At 67.8% G+C, this 22,162-nt stretch carries 20 protein-coding genes and 1 pseudogene; 14 read left to right on the forward strand and 7 right to left on the reverse strand.

All coding sequences use genetic code 11. The features are described 5' to 3' along the window. Positions 1–108: 108 nt before the first annotated feature. From sdhC to A5645_RS14730, 4 genes are all read left to right on the forward strand, one after another. A complete protein-coding gene (gene sdhC / locus A5645_RS14715) occupies positions 109–447 on the forward strand; it encodes a succinate dehydrogenase, cytochrome b556 subunit (RefSeq protein WP_036353070.1) in 339 nt (112 codons plus the stop codon). Beyond that, positions 444–911, forward strand: a complete 468-nt coding sequence (locus A5645_RS14720; RefSeq protein WP_065033737.1) for a succinate dehydrogenase hydrophobic membrane anchor subunit — start codon at positions 444–446, stop codon at positions 909–911. The genes sdhC and A5645_RS14720 overlap by 4 nt, the downstream gene beginning before the upstream one ends. A gap of 98 nt (positions 912–1,009) precedes the next feature. Further along, positions 1,010–2,764, forward strand: coding sequence for a succinate dehydrogenase flavoprotein subunit (gene sdhA / locus A5645_RS14725; RefSeq protein ID WP_065033736.1), 1,755 nt, complete (start codon positions 1,010–1,012; stop codon positions 2,762–2,764). Beyond that, complete coding sequence (locus A5645_RS14730; protein WP_065033735.1) at positions 2,764–3,555, forward strand: succinate dehydrogenase iron-sulfur subunit; 792 nt, start codon at positions 2,764–2,766, stop codon at positions 3,553–3,555. Before sdhA ends, A5645_RS14730 begins: the two co-directional genes overlap by 1 nt. Before the next feature lie 81 nt (positions 3,556–3,636). Here the strand turns inward: A5645_RS14730 and A5645_RS14735 are convergent, their stop codons facing one another. Then, complete coding sequence (locus tag A5645_RS14735) at positions 3,637–6,273, reverse strand: serine/threonine-protein kinase PknD (RefSeq protein ID WP_081288358.1); 2,637 nt, start codon at positions 6,271–6,273, stop codon at positions 3,637–3,639. Positions 6,274–6,336: 63 nt separating this feature from the next. Here A5645_RS14735 and A5645_RS14740 point away from each other — a divergent pair, with 63 nt between their 5' ends. Further along, positions 6,337–7,197 (forward strand): SCO6745 family protein, encoded by an 861-nt coding sequence (locus A5645_RS14740; protein ID WP_065130052.1) that lies wholly within the window; start codon positions 6,337–6,339, stop codon positions 7,195–7,197. On the opposite strand, the gene A5645_RS14745 is transcribed toward A5645_RS14740, so the two are convergent. Next, positions 7,118–7,654, reverse strand: a complete 537-nt coding sequence (locus tag A5645_RS14745; RefSeq protein WP_065130053.1) for a condensation domain-containing protein — start codon at positions 7,652–7,654, stop codon at positions 7,118–7,120. The genes A5645_RS14740 and A5645_RS14745 overlap by 80 nt on opposite strands. Positions 7,655–7,725: 71 nt before the next feature. On the opposite strand from A5645_RS14745, the pseudogene A5645_RS14750 reads away from it, so the two are divergent. Both A5645_RS14750 and A5645_RS14755 read left to right on the forward strand, forming a co-directional pair. Continuing rightward, positions 7,726–8,364, forward strand: a pseudogene (locus tag A5645_RS14750) (carboxymuconolactone decarboxylase family protein); the annotation flags it as partial. A gap of 9 nt (positions 8,365–8,373) precedes the next feature. After that, positions 8,374–9,771: a PE family protein gene (locus A5645_RS14755; protein WP_065130054.1), complete on the forward strand. Its 1,398-nt coding sequence runs from the start codon at positions 8,374–8,376 to the stop codon at positions 9,769–9,771. Positions 9,772–9,792: 21 nt separating this feature from the next. On the opposite strand, the gene A5645_RS14760 is transcribed toward A5645_RS14755, so the two are convergent. Continuing rightward, positions 9,793–10,704, reverse strand: a complete 912-nt coding sequence (locus A5645_RS14760) for a sigma-70 family RNA polymerase sigma factor (protein ID WP_065130055.1) — start codon at positions 10,702–10,704, stop codon at positions 9,793–9,795. A gap of 32 nt (positions 10,705–10,736) precedes the next feature. Here A5645_RS14760 and A5645_RS14765 point away from each other — a divergent pair, with 32 nt between their 5' ends. Beyond that, a complete protein-coding gene (locus A5645_RS14765) occupies positions 10,737–12,065 on the forward strand; it encodes an aspartate aminotransferase family protein (RefSeq protein WP_065033729.1) in 1,329 nt (442 codons plus the stop codon). A gap of 85 nt (positions 12,066–12,150) precedes the next feature. Here the strand turns inward: A5645_RS14765 and A5645_RS14770 are convergent, their stop codons facing one another. Both A5645_RS14770 and A5645_RS14775 read right to left on the reverse strand, forming a co-directional pair. Beyond that, positions 12,151–14,406 (reverse strand): VIT domain-containing protein, encoded by a 2,256-nt coding sequence (locus tag A5645_RS14770; RefSeq protein ID WP_065033728.1) that lies wholly within the window; start codon positions 14,404–14,406, stop codon positions 12,151–12,153. Continuing rightward, positions 14,403–14,972, reverse strand: a complete 570-nt coding sequence (locus tag A5645_RS14775) for a MerR family transcriptional regulator (protein ID WP_172830537.1) — start codon at positions 14,970–14,972, stop codon at positions 14,403–14,405. The genes A5645_RS14770 and A5645_RS14775 overlap by 4 nt, the downstream gene beginning before the upstream one ends. Before the next feature lie 111 nt (positions 14,973–15,083). Here A5645_RS14775 and A5645_RS14780 point away from each other — a divergent pair, with 111 nt between their 5' ends. The 6 genes from A5645_RS14780 to A5645_RS14805 all read left to right on the forward strand — a co-directional run bounded on the left by A5645_RS14780 (position 15,084) and on the right by A5645_RS14805 (position 20,223). Further along, positions 15,084–15,746 carry a hypothetical protein gene (locus tag A5645_RS14780; protein ID WP_065130066.1) on the forward strand — a complete coding sequence of 221 codons (663 nt, stop codon included), beginning with the start codon at positions 15,084–15,086 and terminating at the stop codon, positions 15,744–15,746. 73 nt (positions 15,747–15,819) lie between these two features. Next, a complete protein-coding gene (gene dacB1 / locus A5645_RS14785; protein WP_065130056.1) occupies positions 15,820–17,067 on the forward strand; it encodes a D-alanyl-D-alanine carboxypeptidase DacB1 in 1,248 nt (415 codons plus the stop codon). Between the two features lie 21 nt (positions 17,068–17,088). Continuing rightward, entirely contained in the window at positions 17,089–17,412 is a 324-nt protein-coding gene (locus A5645_RS28750) for a hypothetical protein (protein ID WP_065130057.1), read from the forward strand. Next, positions 17,409–18,785 carry a sugar porter family MFS transporter gene (locus tag A5645_RS14795; protein WP_065130058.1) on the forward strand — a complete coding sequence of 459 codons (1,377 nt, stop codon included), beginning with the start codon at positions 17,409–17,411 and terminating at the stop codon, positions 18,783–18,785. The genes A5645_RS28750 and A5645_RS14795 overlap by 4 nt, the downstream gene beginning before the upstream one ends. Then, complete coding sequence (gene nagA, locus A5645_RS14800) at positions 18,782–19,909, forward strand: N-acetylglucosamine-6-phosphate deacetylase (protein WP_065130059.1); 1,128 nt, start codon at positions 18,782–18,784, stop codon at positions 19,907–19,909. Before A5645_RS14795 ends, nagA begins: the two co-directional genes overlap by 4 nt. Beyond that, on the forward strand, positions 19,909–20,223 hold the full coding sequence (locus A5645_RS14805) for a DMT family transporter (protein ID WP_065130067.1): 315 nt from the start codon (positions 19,909–19,911) through the stop codon (positions 20,221–20,223). Before nagA ends, A5645_RS14805 begins: the two co-directional genes overlap by 1 nt. Here the strand turns inward: A5645_RS14805 and yhjD (A5645_RS14810) are convergent. Then, entirely contained in the window at positions 20,220–21,278 is a 1,059-nt protein-coding gene (yhjD, locus tag A5645_RS14810) for an inner membrane protein YhjD (RefSeq protein WP_065033721.1), read from the reverse strand. The genes A5645_RS14805 and yhjD (A5645_RS14810) overlap by 4 nt on opposite strands. Beyond that, entirely contained in the window at positions 21,275–22,162 is an 888-nt protein-coding gene (yhjD, locus tag A5645_RS14815) for an inner membrane protein YhjD (RefSeq protein WP_253867005.1), read from the reverse strand. The genes yhjD (A5645_RS14810) and yhjD (A5645_RS14815) overlap by 4 nt, the downstream gene beginning before the upstream one ends.

Raw genomic sequence — 22,162 nt, forward strand, 5'->3', positions numbered from 1 at the left:
GAGGCGGTGGAAATGGTAAGTAGCCAAGCGACAACCGCGGATCCGGCAACGCCCTCGACGTCACGTAAGCGGCGGCCACCTCGGACCCTGTATCGAGGCGATCCCGGAATGTGGGCGTGGGTGCTGCATCGCATCAGTGGCGCCACGATCTTCTTCTTCCTGTTCGTCCACGTTCTGGACGCGGCAGTGCTGCGGGTCAGCCCGCAGACCTACAACGAGGTGTTGTCGACCTACAAGACCCCGATCGTCGGCCTGATGGAATACGGCTTGGTGGCCGCGGTGCTCTTCCACGGGCTGAACGGGATTCGGGTCATCCTGATCGACTTCTGGTCCGAAGGGCCCCGCCACCAGCGGACCATGCTGTGGATCGTGGCGGTCGCCTTCCTGGTGCCGCTGGTGATGGCCGGCGTCGTCATCGGCATCCACGCCTGGGAGCACCTGCGATGAGCATCAACGACCTGCAGCTCGGCCCCGGCCAGACGGCGCCGATCCGCCAGCGCAGCCACGACCGGCCCGCCAGCCTGGACAACCCGCGCTCGCCGCGCCGCCGCGCCGGCATCCCGAACTTCGAGAAGTTCGCCTGGCTGTTCATGCGGTTTTCCGGGATCGCGCTGGTGTTCCTGGCCATCGGCCACCTGTTCATCATGCTGATGTGGGACGACGGCGTGTACCGCATCGACTTCAACTTCGTCGCACAGCGCTGGGCGTCGCCGTTCTGGCAATTCTGGGATCTCGCGCTACTGTGGCTGGCGCAATTACACGGCGGCAACGGGCTGCGCAACATCATCGACGACTACAGCCGCAAGGACGTCACCCGCTTCTGGCTCAACAGCATCCTGCTGCTGTCGATCGGCTTCACCTTGGTGCTGGGAACCTACGTCATCGTGACCTTCAACCCGAACATCTCCTGAAAACTGTTGGAGACCCACATGTCTACGCCTCCTCTTCGCTTCGTCCCCCTCGCCGCTTCGCGGCTGGGGGTGCCCCCACTGCATCGCCGGAGGCGGCCTTGATCCAGCAACACCGATACGACGTCGTCATCGTCGGCGCGGGCGGTGCCGGGATGCGCGCCGCGGTCGAGGCCGGGCCGCGCGTACGTACTGCCGTGCTGACCAAGCTGTATCCCACCCGTAGCCACACCGGCGCCGCCCAGGGCGGCATGTGCGCGGCGCTGGCCAATGTCGAAGAGGACAACTGGGAGTGGCACACCTTCGACACCGTCAAGGGCGGCGACTACCTCGCCGACCAAGACGCGGTGGAGATCATGTGCAAGGAAGCCATCGACGCGGTGCTCGACCTGGAAAAGATGGGGATGCCGTTCAACCGCACCCCGGAGGGCCGCATCGACCAGCGCCGCTTCGGCGGGCACACCCGCGACCACGGCAAGGCGCCGGTGCGCCGGGCCTGCTACGCCGCCGACCGCACCGGCCACATGATCCTGCAGACGCTCTACCAGAACTGCGTCAAGCACGACGTGCAGTTCTTCAACGAGTTCTACGCGCTCGACCTCGCGCTGACGCAGACCCCGACCGGTCCGGTGGCCACCGGCGTGGTGGCCTACGAACTGGCGACCGGAGACATCCACGTCTTCCACGCCAAGGCCATCGTGCTGGCGACCGGCGGTTCCGGCCGGATGTACAAGACCACCTCCAACGCGCACACCCTGACCGGCGACGGCATCGGCATCGTGTTCCGCAAGGGACTTCCGTTGGAGGACATGGAATTTCACCAGTTCCATCCGACCGGACTGGCCGGTCTGGGCATCCTGATCTCCGAAGCCGTGCGCGGCGAGGGGGGCCGGCTGCTCAACGCCGACGGCGAACGCTTCATGGAGCGTTACGCCCCGACGATCGTCGACCTGGCACCGCGCGACATCGTCGCCCGGTCGATGGTGCTGGAAGTGCTGGAAGGCCGCGGCTGCGGCCCGCACAAGGACTACGTCTACATCGACGTCCGGCACCTCGGTGAGGACGTGCTGGAGGCGAAGCTGCCCGACATCACCGAGTTCGCCCGCACCTATTTGGGCGTTGATCCGGTGCACGAACTGGTGCCTGTCTACCCGACGTGCCACTACGTGATGGGCGGCATCCCGACCACCGTCACCGGGCAGGTGTTGCGTGACAACACCAACACCGTGCCCGGGCTGTTCGCCGCCGGCGAGTGCGCGTGCGTGTCGGTGCACGGCGCCAACCGGCTGGGCACCAACTCGCTGCTGGACATCAACGTGTTCGGGCGACGGGCGGGTATCGCCGCGGCCGCGTACGCCCAGGGGCACGACTTCGCCGACATGCCGCCGGAGCCGGCGGCCATGGTGGTCGGCTGGGTGGCCGACATCCTGTCCGAGCACGGCAACGAACGCGTCGCCGACATCCGCGGCGCCCTGCAGCAGACGATGGACAACAACGCCGCGGTGTTCCGCACGGAGGAAACACTCAAGCAGGCACTCACCGACATTCACGCACTCAAGGAGCGGTATTCCCGAATTACCGTGCACGACAAGGGAAAGCGCTTCAACAGTGACCTGCTGGAGGCCATCGAACTGGGCTTCCTGCTGGAGCTGGCCGAGGTCACCGTGGTGGGAGCGTTGAACCGCAAGGAATCCCGCGGCGGGCACGCCCGTGAGGACTACCCCAACCGGGACGACGTCAACTACATGCGGCACACCATGGCGTACAAGGAGGGGCCCGACCTGCTCAGCGACATCCGGCTGGACTTCAAACCCGTCGTGCAGACCCGGTACGAACCGAAGGAGCGCAAGTACTGATGAGCGCTGAAACCGACGTCGAAACCCTCGACCCGCCGCTGCCCCCGGTGCCCGAGGGCGCGGTGATGGTGACGGTGAAGATCGCCAGGTTCAACCCCGACGACCCGGATGCCTTCGCCGCGACCGGCGGCTGGCAGAGCTTCCGGGTGCCGTGCTTGCCGAGCGACCGGCTACTCAATCTGCTCATCTACATCAAGGGCTACCTGGACGGGACGCTGACCTTCCGGCGGTCCTGCGCGCACGGCGTGTGCGGCTCCGACGCGATGCGGATCAACGGCGTCAACCGGTTGGCCTGCAAGGTGTTGATGCGCGACCTGCTGCCGAAAAAGCCGGGCAAGAAGCTGACCATCACCGTCGAGCCGATTCGCGGACTGCCCGTGGAGAAGGACCTCGTGGTGGACATGGAGCCGTTCTTCGACGCCTACCGCGCCATCAAGCCCTACCTGATCACCAGCGGCAATCCGCCTACCCGCGAACGCATTCAGAGCCCGACCGACCGGGCCCGCTACGACGACACCACCAAATGCATCCTTTGCGCGGCCTGCACCACCAGTTGCCCGGTGTTCTGGCACGAGGGTAGCTACTTCGGTCCGGCCGCGATCGTCAACGCGCACCGATTCATCTTCGACAGCCGCGACGAGGCCGCCGCCGAACGGCTGGACATCCTCAATGAGGTGGACGGGGTGTGGCGCTGCCGAACCACGTTCAACTGCACCGAAGCCTGCCCGCGTGGCATCGAGGTGACGAAGGCGATCCAAGAGGTCAAGCGCGCGACGATGTTCTCGCGCTAGGGTCGCGTTGCCTGGCGCGAGCAGACGTAAAAGCCCCCGCACGCACGGCGTGTCGGGGGCTTTTACGTCTGCTCGCGCAAACTAACTGGGCGGCAACTTCAGCACCCGGTTGTTCCCGGTGTCGACGACGTACACATTGCCGGCGGCGTCGACCGCGATCCCATGCGGATTCTTCAGCCCCTGGAAGGGCAGCGCGTCCGAGGTGTTCGATGCCTTGACCAGCTTCACGACCTTGTTCGCGTGGCCGTCGGACACATACAGGTCATCGCCCCCACCGACGGCCATGAAGTCGGGCCGGTCGACCGCATAGGGCAAAACGGTCGCGACGATCGCGGTCGGCGGCAGCCTCAGGATCCGTTCGTTGTCCCGGTCGATGACGAAAAGGACACCGTCTTTGTCCACCACCACCGCCGAGGGATGCTCCAAACCGGTGAAGGGCAGCTCGGTCTGACCGGTGGGCTGCAGCGTCAGCACCCGGTTGTGCAGCGAGTCAGCCACGTAATAGATCCGGTCGGCTCCGCGTGCGTAGACCGCAACACCGGTGGGCTCGGTGAGGTCGGTGAACGGAAGAACGGTGGGACTGGTCGAACCGGCCGGCAGCTCCAGCACCCGACTGTTGGCGGTCTCGGCAACCACCATGTCCCCCTGTCCGTCGACCGCGATGGCGGTCGGATGGTTCAGGTCGGCGAACGGTGCGACGGTCTGGTTCGTCGAGCCCGCGGCCAGCTGCACCACCCGGTTGTGGCCACTGTCGGTGACGTAGACGGTGCCGTTGGCGTCGACCGCAACGCCGACCGGCCCGTCCAGGCCCTGGAACGGCAAGACGGTTTGCGCCGAGTCCGGTGCCGAATGAAAAGGGTTGGCCAGCAACATGATTGCGGCGACGGCCAGGGCGACGGTCACGGCGGCGGCCAAGGTCAGGACGAGCGGCCGCCGACTTCGGCGCGGGGGCTCGACCGGTGCGAGCACCGCGGCGTCCTGTGTCGAGTCAGCGGGACCGGTGCCGGGTGTGGGTTTGGCGTGCCTGGGTCCCGCGGCGGTCAGTGCCGTACGCGCGGCCGCAGCCAGTTCGCTGGCCGACTGATACCGGTCATCGGGATTCTTCGCCATGCCGCGCGCGATCACCTCGTCGAACTTGACCGGGATCGCGGGCTGGGCCTCGCTCGGCCGAGGCGGCTCGTCACGTAGGTGAGCCACGGCCAACCCCTCCACACCGCCGCCGCTGAACGGCAGCTTGGCGGTTAAGCATTCGTACAGCACACAGGCCAGCGAGTAGACGTCGGCGCGAGCGTCGGCGGTCCCCTCCCCGGTGAAGCGCTCCGGAGCCATGTACCCCGGAGTTCCCGGAGTCACGTTGGTGAGCGTCAGGCGAGCGGCCGAGGCTTCATGCACGAGGCCGAAATCGATCAGATAGACGAAGTCGTCGCCGACCATCAGGATGTTCGACGGCTTCACATCCCGGTGCACCAACCCCGCCCGGTGCGCCGTGTCCAGCGCCGCGGCAACCTGTTCGATCACCCGCGCCGCCTTGGCGGGACTCATCGGCCCGTCCCGCTGCAGCACGGTGTGCACATCGACACCGTCGACCACCGGCATCACCAGATAGAGCCGCCCGTCGATCTCGCCGGCCTCGTAGATCGGGATGATGTTTGGGCTGCTGAGCCGGCCGGCGGCGTACGCCTCGCGGCGGAATCGCTCCTGATAGCCCGGCTCGGTGGCCAGTTCCGGCCGCAACACCTTGACCGCCACGTCCCGCCCCAGAGCGGTGTCGTGAGCGCGGTACACCGAACCCATTCCCCCCGAACCCAGCATTTCGAACAGCCGATAGCGGCCGAACTCCACCTCACTGAGCGAGCCCGCCGACGCAATCGTGTTGGACGCGAGCGCATTTCGCGCAGCACCGGCCAATTCGCGGGACGATTGGTAGCGGTCGTCGGGATTGGTGGCCATGCCGCGCGCAATCACCTCGTCGAATCCGACCGGGATTGCCGGATTGACGTCGGTCGGTTTCGGCGGTCCACTTTCCAGGCGGGCGGCGACCACCTGCTCGAGGCTGTCACCTGCCACAGGCGGGCGCCCGGTGAGGCATTCGTAGAGCACTGCGGCCAGCGCGTAGGTGTCCGCGCGGACGTCCGGAGGTTCGGACTTGATGCGCTCCGGCGCCAGATACGGCCAACTCTGCCTCGCGTCGTCGTCGGCCCGGTCCGCGGCCGGCGTCTGGGAGGCGACCCCGAAATCGATCAGGTACACGAATTCGCCGCCGACCACGAACAGGTTCGATGGCTTCACATCGGCGTGCACCAGCCCCGCCGAGTGCATGGCGTCCAACGCCGCGGCGGCCTGCTCGATCACCCGCACCGCCAGCGTCGGGTGCATCGCCCCGTCACGGCGCAGCAGACTGCCCGCGTCCACGCCGTCCAACAGCGGCATCACCAGGTAGCGCTGACCATCGATTTCGCCGGCCTCGTAGATCGGGATGATGTTGGGATTGTTCAGTTGAGCCGCGATGGACGCCTCGTGGCGAAATTGCTCGTCAGACTGCGACTCGCCGGCCAGCTCGGTCGGAAGCACCTTGATGGCGACTTCGCGCGTCATCATCGTGTCCCGGGCCCGATACACGGTCCCCAACCCGCCCCATCGAAGCACTTCGAGCAGCCGGTAGCGACCGAAAATCTCCCCGTCCACTCCCGTCTCCAGCGAAGCCTCCTCCGAGCTCATGAGTGGTGCCTGATGCTACCAACGCGACTTTGCGTTTGGGCCGCCGTCGGCAAAGCTGCAAGCATGCAACGCACACCCGATCTGGCCCGGCGGTTCTACGACCGGTTCGAGCCGATTCACGCCCTGACGTATTTCGCCCCGGAGGCGCGTTCGGCGCTGGACGGTCTCGGGTACCGCGGCTTCTGGATGGGCTATTTCGCCGCCCGCTCGGCTCCTTTCGGTGTGGTGCCGCCGCAGGTCGTGACCGCGGTGTTCTACAACTTCGCGCCGGCCCGGGTGGCCAAGGCGCTGCCGGCGGCCTGGGACATCGCCGGGCCGGAGCTTGCGCTGCGGGCCCGGCAGGACTCGGCGGTCGCCGCGCTACGCCGCTGCGGCGTCACCGATGACGAAAATGTCGTCACCGCAGCGCAATTGGCGTTGCGCGCGGCACATCAGACGCCGGTGGACGGTCGGGCATTGTTCGCGGCCAACATCGCCCTGCCCGAGCCGTCGGACCCGGTGGCCGCGTTATGGCATGCGACGACGTTGTTGCGGGAGCATCGCGGCGACGGACACATCGCGGTGCTGGCCGCCGCGGGCATCACCGGACGCGAGTCGAACGTGTTCCACACCGTGGCCAGCGCGCTGCCCGCCGAATACATGAAGACCACGCGGCATTACGACGACAACGAATGGTCGGATTGCGCGCGGCGCCTCGCCGACCGCGGCCTGCTCGCCGACGACGGATCGCTGACCTCGGCCGGACGTGAACTCAAGGACCACATCGAGACGACCACCGACGCCCTGGCGTTGCGGGCGTTCGACGGACTCGACGACGACGAGCTACAGACGTTGTTCAGCGCGCTTACGCCGATAGCGCGACAGGTGATCGGCGGCGGCGACTTGCCCGCCACCACCCCCATGAGTGTGCGCCGCGACTTCTAGCCCGGTAGCTGGCGTCGGGCGCCAGCACGCCCCCGTTGTAGGCCGACATCACGCTGTGCACCACGTTGCTCCACAACTTGGCGTCGGCGCACAGGTGGCTGGCGGTGAGCACCAGGCGCTCTGGGACGCCGGGAAGCAGCGACACCGCGAACAACCGGCCGGTGCGCATGTCGAAACTCCCGCGGTGCCGGGCGATCACCTCGGGCACGGTGACGCCGGGGGGCTCGACCGCCCAGCTCCAGTCGCCGCCGGGGCGTGACAGCCAACGGTCCCGACTCGGTTCGAACACCGCACCCAAGTTGGGGTGGGCTTCGAAGACGGCGTCGATTGCGGCACGGATTCCGGTCTGGTCCAGGCGCGAATCGGCGACCAGGACCTCCTCGTGCGTGCTGTCCTCGAGGTCGTTGACCATCGGAATCTCGGAATAGGTCCAGTAAGAAGATGTTCCCTGCTCCACCGAGCCAGGCTCGGACGCAGCGCTTGAAGGATTCTTGAAAGATTCTTGGAAAGGGCCGGTGACCTGGGCTGTCACGTCTGGGCGGGCTACCTCGTCTGACTGGTATGACACAGAAAACCCGCATCGAGCCCCTTCCCCCCAAGCGCGCCGGCCTGTTGGTTCGCGCCATGTACCGCGTCGCGAAGCGGCGCTTCGGTGAGGTCCCGGAACCGTTCAGCGTCGCCGCGCACCACCCACGGCTGCTGATCGCCAACGCCGTGCACGAGACGATGCTGCAGAGCGCATCGCGCACGCTGCCGGCCAGTGTGCGTGAGCTGGCGGTGTTCTGGGCCGCGCGCACCATCGGCTGCTCGTGGTGCGTCGACTTCGGTTCCATGCTGCAGCGACTGGACGGCCTGGACATCGAGCGCCTCAAGGACATCGACAACTACGCCACGTCAACGGCCTTCACCGACGACGAGCGCGCCGCGATCGCCTACGCCGACGCCATGACCACCGACCCCCACTCGGTGACCGACGAGCAGGTCGAAGACCTGCGCGCCCGGTTCGGCGATGCCGGCGTCATCGAGCTGAGCTATCAGATCGGCATCGAGAACATGCGGGCCCGGATGTATTCGGCGCTGGGCATCACCGAGCAAGGTTTCAGCTCGGGGGACTCCTGCCGGGTGCCGTGGGCCGATTCGGGAACCAACTCCGTTTCGGCTGGCTAACATGCGGTGATGTCGTCGTATCTAACCGCAGTGCCCGAAGCGCTTGCCGCGGCGTCGGCAGACCTGGGCGGCATCGGGCAGGCGATCAGTGAGGCCGCCGCGACCGCAGCGCCGTCCACAACCCGGATTCTCGCGGCGGCCGGCGACGAGGTCTCGGCCGCCGTCGCGAGTCTGTTGGGCGGCTATGCGGACGAGTTTCAGGCGCTGATCGCGCGGACGGCCCTCTTCCACGCCGAGTTCGAGCGCGCCTTGGGCGCGGCCGCGACGGCGTATGCGACGGCCGAAGCGGCGAGTGTGCCTGCGCTGCAGACGCTGTTGCAGCAAGTTGAGAGCTTCCGGCGGCCGCTTTTCGGCGGCACCGGGGCCGCGACGCTGGGCGCCGTGCTCAACTGGGCCAGCGACACCGTGGGTCTGGGCGGGGTACTCAACTTTCCCTCGACGGTGGCCGTCGCCGGCACCGACGGCGTAACCGGGGTCAGGATCGGATTCTCCTTCCTGCAGATCCCGGTCGGCCCAAGTTCATTCCTGGGCCTGACGATTCCTCAGTTCAACTACCCCGCCCCGGCGCTGTGGTACTTCCCGACGCAGGCGAGTGGGGTGGTGAACGCCGCCGGCACCGTTTATCTGCAGCACGGGTTCGCCGCGATCGGGTGGTTCTACCAGCCGCTGGCCATCGAATTGGCCAGTCAGACCAACAGCGTCGTGCTCACCCCCACCATCCCGTCGGTCCCGTTGCCGTTCGGGGTCTGGCTGAGCAGCCCGCAGATGCAGCAGGGCGTGGGCTCGCTGTTCCTGGGCGACCAGACGGCGCTGAACACCGCCGCCCGCTGGGCGGGTTTTGCGGGCACGCTGCCGCAGGACTTCGTGCTGACCGGCCACTCCGCCGGCGGTGGCCTGGCGACGATGGCGGCCAGCAATTACGTGACGAACCTCGGGGCGGGCACCAACCATCTGCTCGGCGTGGTGATGTTCGACGGGGTCGCCAACAATGCCGCGGCCTTCGGGTCTGCGGTGGCCAACCTGCAGGCGGCGAGCATCCCGCTGTATGCGGTCGTCGCGCCGCCGCAACCGTGGAATGCGTTCGGCGCCACCACAACTCAACTGGCCGCCCTGTACCCGGGACAGTTCTCCGGCATCGAGATCGTGGGCGGTTCGCATGTGGACTCGATGCTGGGCGGGAGCCCGCTCGTCGACCTCGCCGCCCAGCTGCTGACCGGGTTCTCCCCGCCAGGAGCCACCGCGGCGGTGTACACCCTGGCCACCGGCTGGATCAACGACTTCTATACCCCGGGTGCCAGCCCAACGACGCCGGCGCACGGCATCTACGGGCCGACCGGGCCCTACGTGGCGCCGGGCGGCCAGCTGATCATTCTGGGCCAGGCCACCGGCATCGTGCTGCCGCCGTAGGCCAGTCGTCCCGACGGGTCGCTACCCGGATTCCCGCAACGGCGAGCCGGTGAACTTGTCCGGGTTGGCGATGTCCCAGAGCGCCACGACCTTTCCGTCGCGCACCGTCATCGCGGTGATCCGCGGCGCCATCTCCCGGCGGCCCTCGGTGGCCGGGACACCCTTTGTGTACGAACCGAGTTCGCCGTTGACCAAAGCCAGTTGGTGCTCGGTGTAGAACGCGTCACCGTACCGGTTGGCCAGGCCGAGCATGAACCGAACGACCTTGTCCACCCCGTGGATGACGTTAACCGCCGTCGACGTCCGGCCGTTCGCGTCGCCGGTGAAGGTGACGTCGGGATGCAGCAGCGAGACTATGGTCTCGATGTCACCGGCCGCCATGGCCGCCATCAACCGGCCGACCACCTCCGCATGGCTGGGGTCGGGCTCGGGTGGCGGGGCGGCGGCAACCGCCTTGCGGGCCCGCGACGCCAACTGCCGGGCGGATGCCTCACTCGTCCCGAGCACGTCGGCGACTTCGGCGAACGGCATCGCGAACCCGTCGTGCAGCACAAACGCCACCCGCTGGTCCGGGCTGAGCCGCTCCAGCACCACCATGGCCGCGAACCGGGCGTCCTCGGCGGCCACCACGGCCGACAGCGGATCGGCCGGCGAATCCGAGAAGGGCGTGACCACCGGCTCGGGCAGCCAATTGCCGGTGTAGGACTCGCGCCGGTGCGCCGCCGACCGCAGCCGGTCCAGGCCGAGCCGGCTCACCACCGTGGTGAGCCACGCCTGGAGGTTGTCGATCGCACTGTCCTGGGTGGACCACCGTAGCCAAGCGTCCTGGACGATGTCTTCCGCGTCGGCCACCGTGCCGGTCAGCCGGTAGGCGACCGACATGAGATGTGGCCGCAGCGCCTCGAACTCGGAGACTTGTTGGGCTACCGCCATGTTCTGAGCGTAACGCTAGGCTCGCGATCACTATGTCCAGAAATCTTTGGTTGCACTTCGCCCAGCACGGTAACGGCATCACGCCGCCCGTCATCACCCGCGGCGAAGGGGTCACCATCTTCGACGACCGCGGCAAAAGCTACCTCGACGCGCTGTCGGGTCTGTTCGTCGTGCAGGTCGGCTACGGCCGCACCGAACTCGCCGAGGCCGCCGCGCGCCAAGCCGAGAAACTGGCGTTCTTCCCGTTGTGGGGCAACACCACGCCGCCGGCCATCGAATTGTCCGAGCGCCTTGCCGGTTACGCACCGGGCGACCTGAACCGGGTCTTCTTCACCAACGGCGGCACCGAGGCTGTCGAGACCGCGTGGAAGGTGGCCAAGCAGTACTTCAAGCTCGTCGGCAAACCCGGTAAATATAAAGTGATTTCGCGCGCGATCGCCTATCACGGCACCACCCAGGGCGCGTTGTCGATCACCGGCTTACCGAAGTACAAGGAAGCGTTCGAGCCGCTGGCCCCGGGCGGTTTCCGGGTGCCCAACACCAACTTCTATCGCGCGCCCGAACCGTTCGACGCCGACCCCAAGATGTTCGGCCGGTGGGCCGCCGACCGCATCGCCGAGGCCATCGAGTTCGAGGGCCCCGACACCGTCGCCGCCGTCTTCCTGGAGCCGGTGCAGAACGCAGGCGGCTCCTACCCGCCGCCGCCGGGTTATTTCGAGCGCGTCCGCGAAATCTGCGACTCCTACGACGTATTGCTGGTTTCCGACGAGGTGATCTGCGCCTTCGGCCGTATCGGATCGATGTTCGCCTGCGACGATTTCGGCTACCAGCCCGACATGATCACCTGCGCCAAGGGCATGACGTCCGGCTACTCGCCGCTGGGCGCGATGATCGCCAGCGACCGGGTGTTCGAACCGTTCAATGACGGCAAGACGACGTTCCGGCACGGCTACACCTTCGGCGGCCACCCGGTGTCGGCGGCGGTGGCGCTGGCCAACCTCGACATCTTCGAACGCGAGGGCCTCAACGACCACGTCAAAGAGCAGTCCCCCACCCTGCGCGCCACCTTGGAAAGGCTCTACGACCTACCGATCGTCGGCGACGTTCGCGGCGAGGGCTTCTTCTTCGGCATCGAACTGGTCAAAGACCAGGCGACCAAGCAGAAGTTCCCCGACGACGAACGTTCCGCACTGCTCAAGCGGGTCGGCGCGGAGCTGTTCGAAGCCGGGTTGTACTGCCGTACCGACGACCGCGGCGACACCGTCATCCAGATCGCCCCGCCGCTGATCAGCGGTCCCGCCGAGTTCGACGCCATCGAGTCGATCCTGCGCGGCGTGCTCAGCGACATCGGCCTGGACTGACGCGTGCTGGTGCGCGAGCGTGCACAGATGCGCGGCGACACGCCGCTGGTACCGGCAATCTGCGCACGTTCGCGCGCGGAAGGAATCACGTCCAGAAACGCCGCTTACTCGCCGGCCTGCCGTGCAACGCCAGCGCCCGCTTGACCGCGTCGACCGCGACCAGCAGCTGGCGCCCCTGTGGTCCCGTCGGGTGCTCCAGGAACCGCGCCAGTGCCGCGCACAGCTGGTCGAGCGCCGCGCGCAGTTCCCGATCCGACTCGTTGTCGCGGTGCTGCCTCAATTCGGACAGCACCGTGTCGAGCCCGGAACGACGGACCTGCGCGCTCTTCTCCACCACCTTGAGCAGCTTGTCCAGCGACCGCAGCGTCGCCGGCTTCGCACCGGCTGGCGGCGGGGCGGCGGCCATGGCCGCGGGCGCGGGCATGACCATGTCGAAGTGCGGCGCGGACGCCTTCGCCGCTTGCACGAAGCCCACGGTCGTCGCCCATCCCGACGGCTCCTCGACGGGCTGGATCACCTCGGTCAACGGTCCGGCGTCGGTGCGTTCCGGGTCGACGGCCACGAAAGCGGTGAACCGGGACAGCACCCCGAACCGGACGGAATGCGCGACGATTCGCTCGGCCAACTCCTCGTCCGCTCCGTACGACGCGTAGTCGTCCTCCAGGTCACGGACCACCGATCGCGCCCAAATCGTCCGCACCGCAACGGCTTGCGGGGCCACTCGGGCGGGCAGCGACACCGCCGCCGAGTCTCCCGCCACCTGTAGCGTCGCCGCACCGCCGCCCCGGTAACGCCCGGAAACGACCCAGGGAACACCGGCGAAAGCGTCCGGCAACCGGCCGGGCGTGAGAGTGCCGTCGATGATCTCGACCCCTTCGGCGCTCACCCGCAATCCGGTCAGCGCCGGGCGGCCGATGGTTCGCGCCAGCCGCGCCATCGCCTCGTCCAGGCGCTCCTCGGACTCGACCAGTTCGGAGCGGCCGCGGCCCAGCTTGGCCAGCCTGTCCAGGAAGCCGGCGTTGACCGCCCGGTCGATTCCCACGCAATAAATGCGCGAGTCGCCCAGGACCGGTGCCAGCGTCCCCAAAAGCTGGTCCTCCCCGGTAATCTGCCCATCGGTCACCAGCACCACACTGGCCAGCCGGTCTTCGCCCGAGCCGGCAAGGAGCTCCGCCGCTTTGAACAGCGGCTGGGCCATCTCGGTCCCGCCGCGGCTTTCCAGCCCGCCGAGCCACGACGCGGCCGCGAATCGGTTTCGATCGCTGGCATCGACCAAACCGGCAGGCAGCCCCGACGGACTGTCGATGCGGTCATCGAAGGCCAGCACGCAGAACCGGTCGGCGGCATCCAGCATGTCCACGATCCGGCCCGCGGCCCGGCGGGCGGCGATCATCTTCCAGCCGTGCATCGAACCCGAGCGGTCCAGCAACACCACCACGTCGCGCGGTGCGCTGCTGGTCTCGGCGGGTGGCACCAGCGTCACCGACCAGGTGCCCTCGTCACCCTCGGCGTCCGGGACCAACAGCGCCGACGACGACAGCTCGCCGCGGTCGATGCGGAAGCGCAGCACGAAGTCCCGGTCGGCCCGGGCGCCCGGCTCCACCAGCAACCGGGTCGCACCCTCGGTTTCGGACACCGCGGTGGGCAGGCTGGACCGCAGATCGGACACCGGCAGGCCGGCTCCGTCGACGGTCAGCGCGATCTGCAGATCGGGGCGCTCGTCCTCCGCGGCCAGGCGCGGCGGCGTCACCCGTGACGCGTCGGGCACCGCGTCGGTGTCGTCGGCCAGGCCGGCGCCGGTCCGGTCGCCCGGCAGAGGTTTGCCGGCCGTGTAGCGCGGGGCGACCACCAGCGGGAATCGGAACGTCGCTTCGCCGTCCTCGAACGACAGCGGCCCCGTCAGCCGCAACTCGATGGTGGCTTCCTCGCCGGGCCCGAGGTTGCCGACGCGCACCGAGAACACGTCCGAGCGGTCCTCCTCGACGATCGCGGCACGCTGGCCGGCGAGCAGCGCCTGCTCGTAGTCGGCGCGGGCGTGACCTCGTTCCTTGAGGACCCCGATCACGCGCCGCCCCGCCAGATCGGCGGCGAAGTCGGTCACCCCGGCGCGAGCCGGCAGGGGAAATACGTAGGTCGCTTCGATGGTGGTGTCGCCGGTGTTGACGAACCGCTGTCGCACGGTGGACGTGGCGGTCAGGCCGACCAGGGCGGCGTCGACGGTGAGCGACTTCAGTGGGAGGGATCGGCCGTCCGGTCCCGACAACTCACCGCACGTCGGCTTGCCCGCCCGCACCGGGTGGGCGGGGCCGGCGGGTAGCAGGGGTAACAACTGAGCACTCATGACGAGTCCTTTCGGGTGTGGGCGAGCAGGTCCAGCAGCGGGGCAGCGGCGTGGCGCAGGGCATCGAGGGACGGCAGCCCGTCGCCGTCGACCAGCAAGGTGACAGTGTCGGACAGCCGCACGGCCTGCAGGCTGGTGACGGGCGGCTCGGGCGCCGGCGCGGCAGCCCGGTCAGGGACCGTCCGCCAGAACGGGCCGGCGGCGCGCGCGGGTTCGGGCGTCGGTTCGGGGTCGCCCAGATCCGCCGGCATCGCCGCCGCTGGGATGGCCGCCAGCGCCTCTTCCTCGGCCGCTGTCATGCCGTCGAGCCGCTCGGCGATCTCCTCAAGTGAGAAGCCCTGGCCCTGCAGCCGCTTGATGGCGACCAGCCGGATCAGGTGCGAGCGCCCGTAGGTCAGTGCGCGGCCCCGGTTACCCGGCCGGGGCAGCAGGCCCCGCGCGGTGTAGTAGCGGACCATCCGCTCGGCCGGGATGGGCTTGGCCTGCCGATTCTCCGGCACGGCGCCGGACGACTGCACCGCGGCAGCGGCCGCAGCGGCGAACTCGGAAAGCGTCAGCAGTTTCATACTGACTGACAGTGTCACACCATATATTGACACTGTCAAATACATCGGCTCTCTACACCGGTTTGCCTGCGGACCTCGGAGTGGCCCACTTAGGGTCAACAGATGAACTGGATGACGTTGCTAGCAAACGCGCTCGTCCCTCTCGCGTCCGTGATTTCGAGTGCCACCGTCGCGATCTGGACCAAGCGCATCGACGCCAGAAACAAGGAGGAGGACCGGCGGCACGAACGTGTGCTCGACTTCGAGAAGCGCGCGGCCGACGACAAGAAGGCGGTGCTCAAATCGCTGATCTCGGCGACCATGTACGTCAAACGTGCGGCCCAGTACGAAGGGCGCGGGACCGCCGAGGAGGTCGCCACCCAGCGGCGCGCCGAAGCCATCCGGGAGCTCTATGACTTCCGGATGCGGCTGGGACTCGACGACGGAGTGGCCGAACTGTTGGTCTACGCCGCGCCGCCGGTGCAAGAGCTGGTAGGTCTGCTACTCGACGAGTGGGATCGTCAGTTCCGCGAACACGGCTACTCACTGACCCAGCTGGATGCCTGCAAGCGGCAGTTAGCACAATCCGCGGCGTGCCCCGCCCCCGCGGACGACGCGACCGTGTACTACGAGGGCGAACTCAAGTGGTCCGAGCTGCGCAGGCAGGAGACGGTGTTCCTGGACATGCTGGGCAAAGATTCCGATCTCGACCTCGACGCCCTCGTGGACCTGTGCGACCGCGTCCTGGCGGCCGCACACACGGACCTACGCGGGGGATACGGACTCGACTTCTAACACCGCAGTGCAGCAGACCTAACACCGCGCGGCATCCTGCGATCCCGGGTTGGATCACTTAATCTGCTCAGCAATGCTGTTTTCACGGACCTCTTTGCGCGTCGCATCATGCCTGGCCGCAGCGTTTTTGGCGGTCACCGGACCGGGCGCGCTGACGCTTGCGGCGGCTCGGGCCGAGCCCAGCGCCGCGGTGAATGCCGGGACCGAGAACTGCCCGTACAAGATCAATACTCCACCCGCGGTCGACTCCTCCGAGGTACCGATGGCGGGTGATCCGCCGCTGCCCCTGGCCCTGCCTCCGACACCGATCGGCGGGAACGCGCTGGCCGGCTGCGGCATCATCACCGCGCCGGGCACTGCCCCGGTGCCCGGCGATGTCTCCGCCGAGGCCTGGCTGGTCGCAGACCTCGACAGCGGCGCTGTGATCGCAGCCAAGGATCCGCACGGCCGCCACCGACCCGCCAGCATCATCAAGGTGCTGGTCGCGATGGCATCGATCAACGCGTTCAACCAGAACAAGACGGTCCCCGGCACCGACGACGACGCGGCCGCCGAAGGCACGAAGGTCGGGGTTGACGCGGGCGGCGTCTACACCATCAACCAGTTGCTGCACGGCTTACTGATGCATTCGGGCAACGACGCGGCGCACGCGCTGGCGATGCAGCTCGGCGGCATGCAAGCGGCGCTGGAGAAGCTCAACGTGCTGGCCGCCAAACTCGGCGGACACGACACCCGGGTGGCCACACCGTCCGGGCTCGACGGGCCCGGCATGAGCACCTCGGCCTATGACATCGGGCTGTTCTATAGGTACGCCTGGCGCAACCCTGTCTTCGCCGACATCGTCGCGACCAGAACATTCGACTTTCCCGGCCACGGCGACCACCCCGGCTACGAGCTGGAGAACGACAACCAGCTGCTCTACCACTACCCCGGCGCGATGGGCGGCAAGACCGGCTACACCGACGACGCCGGCCAGACCTTTGTCGGTGCGGCAAATCGCAACGGCCGACGGCTGGTTGCGGTGTTGCTGCACGGCACCCGGCAACCGATCGCACCCTGGGAGCAGGCGGCGCACCTGCTGGACTACGGCTTCAGCACCCCGCAGGGCACGCAGGTGGGCTCGCTCATCGAACCCGACCCGTCGCTGTTGCCCAGCAATCCCAACCCCGCCAACCGGGCCCCGGAGAACAACCAGGCGGCGGGGCTGATGTCGTCGGCGGACACGCTGCCGATCCGGGTGGGAGTGGCCGTCATCGGCACCGTCATCGTGTTCGGGTTGATCCTGGTAGCGCGGTCGATGAATACCCGTCGCGGGCATTAGCAGCCGCTAGACTCAGGCGCCATGACGGCCCTGTACGAGGACGCCAACCTCACGCTGGATGAGGAAGGCATCACCATTCGGCACTACTACTTTCCGTTTGCCACCCCCAAACGAGTCGCCTACAGCGACATCAAGGGCATCAAAAGCGAGCAGATGGGCTGGGCCAGCGGCAAGGGCCGGATCTGGGGCGCCGGTGATCCGCGCTACTGGTTCCCGCTGGACATCCACCGAGGCCGCAAAAGCACCCTCCTGGTCATCGACCTGGGCAAGCGGGTGCGGCCCTGCATCACGCCCGAGCACCCGGCCAAGGCCATCGAGGTGCTCAAAGCGAAGGTGAAAACCTGACCGGTCGGGGTTTGCTGGTCGGCCTGACCGCGGCCAGCGTCGGAATAATCTACGGCTACGACTTATCCAGCATCGCCGGCGCGCTGCACGTCATCTCGCGCGACTTCCACCTCACCGACGACCACAAGGAACTCGTCACCACCATGGTGGTGATCGGCCAGATCGGCGGAGCGCTGGGCGCCGGCGTGCTGGCCAATGCGATCGGGCGACAGAAGTCGATGGTGCTGATCCTGCTCGGCTACGCGCTGTTCGCTTTGTTGGGCGCGATGTCGGTTTCGGTGCCGATGCTGCTGGCGGCGCGGCTGCTGCTGGGCGTGACGATCGGGGTGTCGGTGGTGGTGGTCCCCGTGTACGTGGCCGAATCGGCGCCTGCCGCGGTGCGAGGTTCGCTGCTGGCCGCCTACCAGCTGGCCACCGTCAGCGGCATCATTCTGGGCTATGTCGTCGGCTACCTGCTGGCCGGGTCACAGGGCTGGCGGTGGATGCTGGGACTGGCCGCCGTGCCGGCGACGCTGTTGCTGCCGCTGCTGTTACGCATGCCTGACACCGCACGCTGGTATCTGCTCAAGGGGCGCGTTGACGACGCGCGCCGGGCGTTGTTGCGCATCGAACCCGAGGCGGCAGTGGATGCGGAGCTGGCCGAGATCGCCGCCGCGGTGAAAGAAGACCAGAGCACCCCCGGCGGCGGGATCGCTGAGATGCTGCGGCGGCCTTATCTGCGCGCCACCCTGTTCGTGGTGGCGCTGGGCTTCCTCATCCAGATCACTGGTATCAACGCGATCATCTATTACAGCCCAAGGCTTTTCAAGGCGATGGGCTTCGACGGCGATTTTGCACTGCTGGCGCTGCCTGCGCTGGTTCAGGTTGCCGGTCTGGCCGCGGTGGGCACATCGCTGTTCCTGGTGGACCGGGTGGGGCGGCGGCCGATTCTGTTGTCCGGCATCGCGATGATGATCGCCGCGGACGCCGTGCTGATCGCCGTGTTCGCCGAGGAATCTCGCGCCCCGCTGCTGCTCGGATTCGGCGGGGTGCTGCTGTTCATCGTGGGGTTCAGCTTCGGGTTCGGCTCGCTGGTGTGGGTGTTCGCCGGGGAGAGCTTTCCGTCCCACCTGCGTTCGGTGGGCTCCAGCGTGATGCTGACTTCCAACCTGATTGCCAACGCGATCATCGCCGGCTTCTTCCTGACCCTGTTGCAGTTGCTCGGCGGCGCAGGCGTTTTCGCGGTGTTCGGAGCTTTCGCGGTGATCGCGTTCGGCGTGGTGTACCGCTTCGCGCCGGAAACCAAAGGCCGCCAACTCGAGGACATCCGGCATTACTGGGAGAACGGCGGGCGCTGGCCAGCGGAGGACGCCGAGACCGGAAGCCGGCCATGACCCTGATCCACGCCGGCACGGTCGTGGTCGACGGCGAGGTCTGCCGCCCCGGGTGGGTGGACACGCACGGCGCGCGGATCGTCGCTTGCGGTTCCGGGACGCCGACCGCATCGGCCGACGTCGAACTGCCCGATTCCGTTGTGGTTCCGGGCTTTGTGGACATGCATGTGCACGGCGGTGGCGGCGCTTCCTTCAGTGACGGCGAGGTGGAACGGGCCGCTGTGTTCCACGCGCGGCACGGCACCACCACGATGCTGGCCAGCCTGGTCACCGCGGCGCCCGCGAAACTCATTGCCGCCGTTGGTCTGCTGGCCGATGCAACCCGGAGCGGGTTGATCGCCGGCATCCACTTGGAGGGACCGTGGCTGAGCGTGGGGCGTTGTGGCGCGCACGATCCTGCCCAGATCCGGCCGCCGGACCGTGAAGAGATCGACGCCGTGCTGGCCGCCGCCGATGGCACCGTGCGGATGGTCACGCTGGCCCCGGAACTGCCGGGCAGCGACGAGGCGATCCCGCGGTTCCTGGACGCAGGTGCCGTCGTCGCCGTCGGCCATACCGACGCCGACTACGAACAGACCCGGCACGCGATCGCCGCGGGCGCCACCGTCGGCACCCATCTGTTCAACGCGATGCCGCCGTTGAACCATCGCGAGCCCGGGCCGGCGCTGGCGCTGTTGGCCGATCCGCGCGTGACCGTGGAATTGATCGCGGACGGGGTACACGTCCACCCGGACATGGTGCAGGGGGTGATCGCCGCGGTGGGTGCTGACCGGGTCGCCGTGGTGACCGACGCGACGGCCGCGGCAGGTTGCGGTGACGGGGAGTTCCGGCTGGGATCGGTGCCGGTGGTCGTCACCTCGGGGGTGGCCCGGGTGCGCGGCACGGCCACCATCGCCGGCAGCACCGCCACCATGGACCGGGTCTTCCGCGCGGTCGCGCGCGGAGCGGGCCTGGCCGCCGCGGTCAAGACCGCCTCCGCGACCCCGGCCCGGGCGCTCGGACTCGACGGCGTGGGCACGATCCGGGCCGGATTCGCCGCCAATCTGGTTGTGCTGGATCAGGATCTGCGGGTGACGGGTGTGATGACGAACGGGCAGTGGCGCCACGTTCCGGGGGTGCGGTGATGGCCTGGCTCGTGCTGGTGGTTTCCGGAGTCCTGGAGGCGGTGTGGGCGACCGCCCTGAGCCGGTCCGACGGCTTCACCCGTCTGGGTCCCTCGGTGATCTTCGGTGTGGCCCTGCTGTTCTCGATGACCGGCCTCGCGGTGGCGATGCGCAGCCTGCCCACCGGCACCAGTTACGCGGTGTGGGTAGGCATCGGCGCGGTGCTGACGGTCTGCTACGCGATGGTGACCGGTGACGAACCCGCTTCGCTGGTCAAGATGCTGTTGATCGCCGGGATCGTCGGCTGCGTCGTCGGCCTGAAGTTGGTCAGCTAGCGGTTGCGGCGCCGGGTCAGCCGTGAAAGGGTCAGCGCGCCAACGGCTCCCGCCGCCATCGCGGCCAGCGTCTGGCGCGCGCTGGGGCCTTCCTGAACCTGGATGCGCGGTCGGATGATCGCCGGAGCGGGCGGGTCCACGTGACTCTCCCGCTCGTCGTCGGCGGCGGTCGCCGCCCAGGCGGTGGCGAACAACAGCAGCGACCAGGTGACGAACGCGAAGACCATCAAGCCCAGCACCGGTCCGAAGGTGGCACCGGCGGGGCTGCGCACCACGGTCTGCAGGTAGATGGAACCCAATTGCTTGAACACCTCGAACCCGACGGCCGCCATCAAGCCGGCGCGCATCGAGGTGACGAAGCTGCCCGGCTCGCGCGGCAACCGGGCGATCATCCAGGTGAACAGCAGCCACGACACCAGCACCGACACCAGCACCGACACGACGCGGAAGATCTCGTCGAAGAACGAGAACTCGGGTATGTGAAGCAATCTCAGCAACGCCCCCATCGGGCCGGACTGCCCGAGGGCACTCAGCGCGATGGTGACCAAGATGACCACGAACGTACCCAACATGGCCAGTAGGTCGGACAGCTTGGTGCGCACGAATCCCGCCGGGTCGGCCACCTGTAACCACATCTCGCTCAACGCTTCCCGCAGGTGATACATCCAGCCCAGGCCGGCCCACGCCGCGGTCAGCAACCCGATGACACCGACCGAGGCGCGCGCGTCGATCGCCGAGTTCATCAAATCGACAAGCTGTTGGCCCAGCTCCCCGGACACCGCCGTGCGGATGCGCGCCTCCAGCGTGCTCAACAGCTGCGGCCGGCGCGACAAGGTGTAACCGGCGACCGCGAAACCGACCATCAGCAAAGGAAATAACGCGAAGATCGTGTAGTAGGTGAGCCCGGCCGCGAAGAAGGTGCCCTTCTGCTTGCTGAAGCGCTGGTAGGCCTTGACCGCGTGGTCGAGCCAGCCGTGCCGGGCACGCAGGCGTTGCAGGAACCCCGGGGTGGCAGCGTCGGTGGCGGTGTCGACGTCCGTCTCGGCATGGGTCATGAGGCGCCCGCCGTCGCGGCCCAGGCGGTACTGAACAGCACCAGCACCCAGGTGACATAGGCGAACACCAGCAGGCCGAACAGCGGCCCGAAAGTCGCACCGGCCACGCTGCGCAACACCACTCGCAGATACAGCGAACCCAGCAGTTTGAACAACTCGAACCCGACGGCCGCGATCAGGCCGGCCCGCATCGACGTGGCGACACCCACCGACTCCCGCGGCAGCCGGACGATCACCCAGGTGAAGACCAGCCACGAAACCAGGAAAGAGATCAGCACCGAAAGTGCCCGCAGCAACCAGTGGAAGACCGAAAGTTCCGGAAGGCCAAGCAGTTTGAGCGCTGCTTCCATCGGCTCCCGATGCCCCAGCGCCGAGAGTGTCATGGTGGCCAGGATTACCCCGAACGTCGCCACCACGGCGGCCACATCGGACAGCATCGTGCGGACCAGGCCCACCGAGGCCACCGGGTGCCCCCAGATCCTGCCGAGCGCTTCGCGCAGCCGATACATCCACGTCTGGCCCACCCAGGCCGCGAAAAGCAGTCCGATCACGCCGACGGAGGTGTGCGCCGCGATCGCCGAGTTCATCAGGCCCACCAGCTGCTGCCCCAGCTCCGGCGACACCCACGACCGGGCGCGGTCGTCGATGGTGTCGACCAGGCCCGGATGTCGTGACAGCGCGAAACCGCCCAGCGCGAAACAGATCATCAGCAACGGGAACAGCGCGATCAGCGTGTAGTACGTGAGCCCGGCCGCGAAGAGATTGCCATTGCAATCCCGGAAATGCAGGAAGGCGCGCACCGCGTGATCGAACCAGTCAGCCCGGGCCCGCAGCCGGTCCAGGACTCCCGGGGTGGCCGGCACGGGCTGGTGATTCGCGGTCAA

The sequence above is a fragment of the Mycobacterium asiaticum genome, from assembly GCF_001673635.1.
Classification (GTDB): Bacteria; Actinomycetota; Actinomycetes; order Mycobacteriales; family Mycobacteriaceae; genus Mycobacterium; species Mycobacterium asiaticum_C.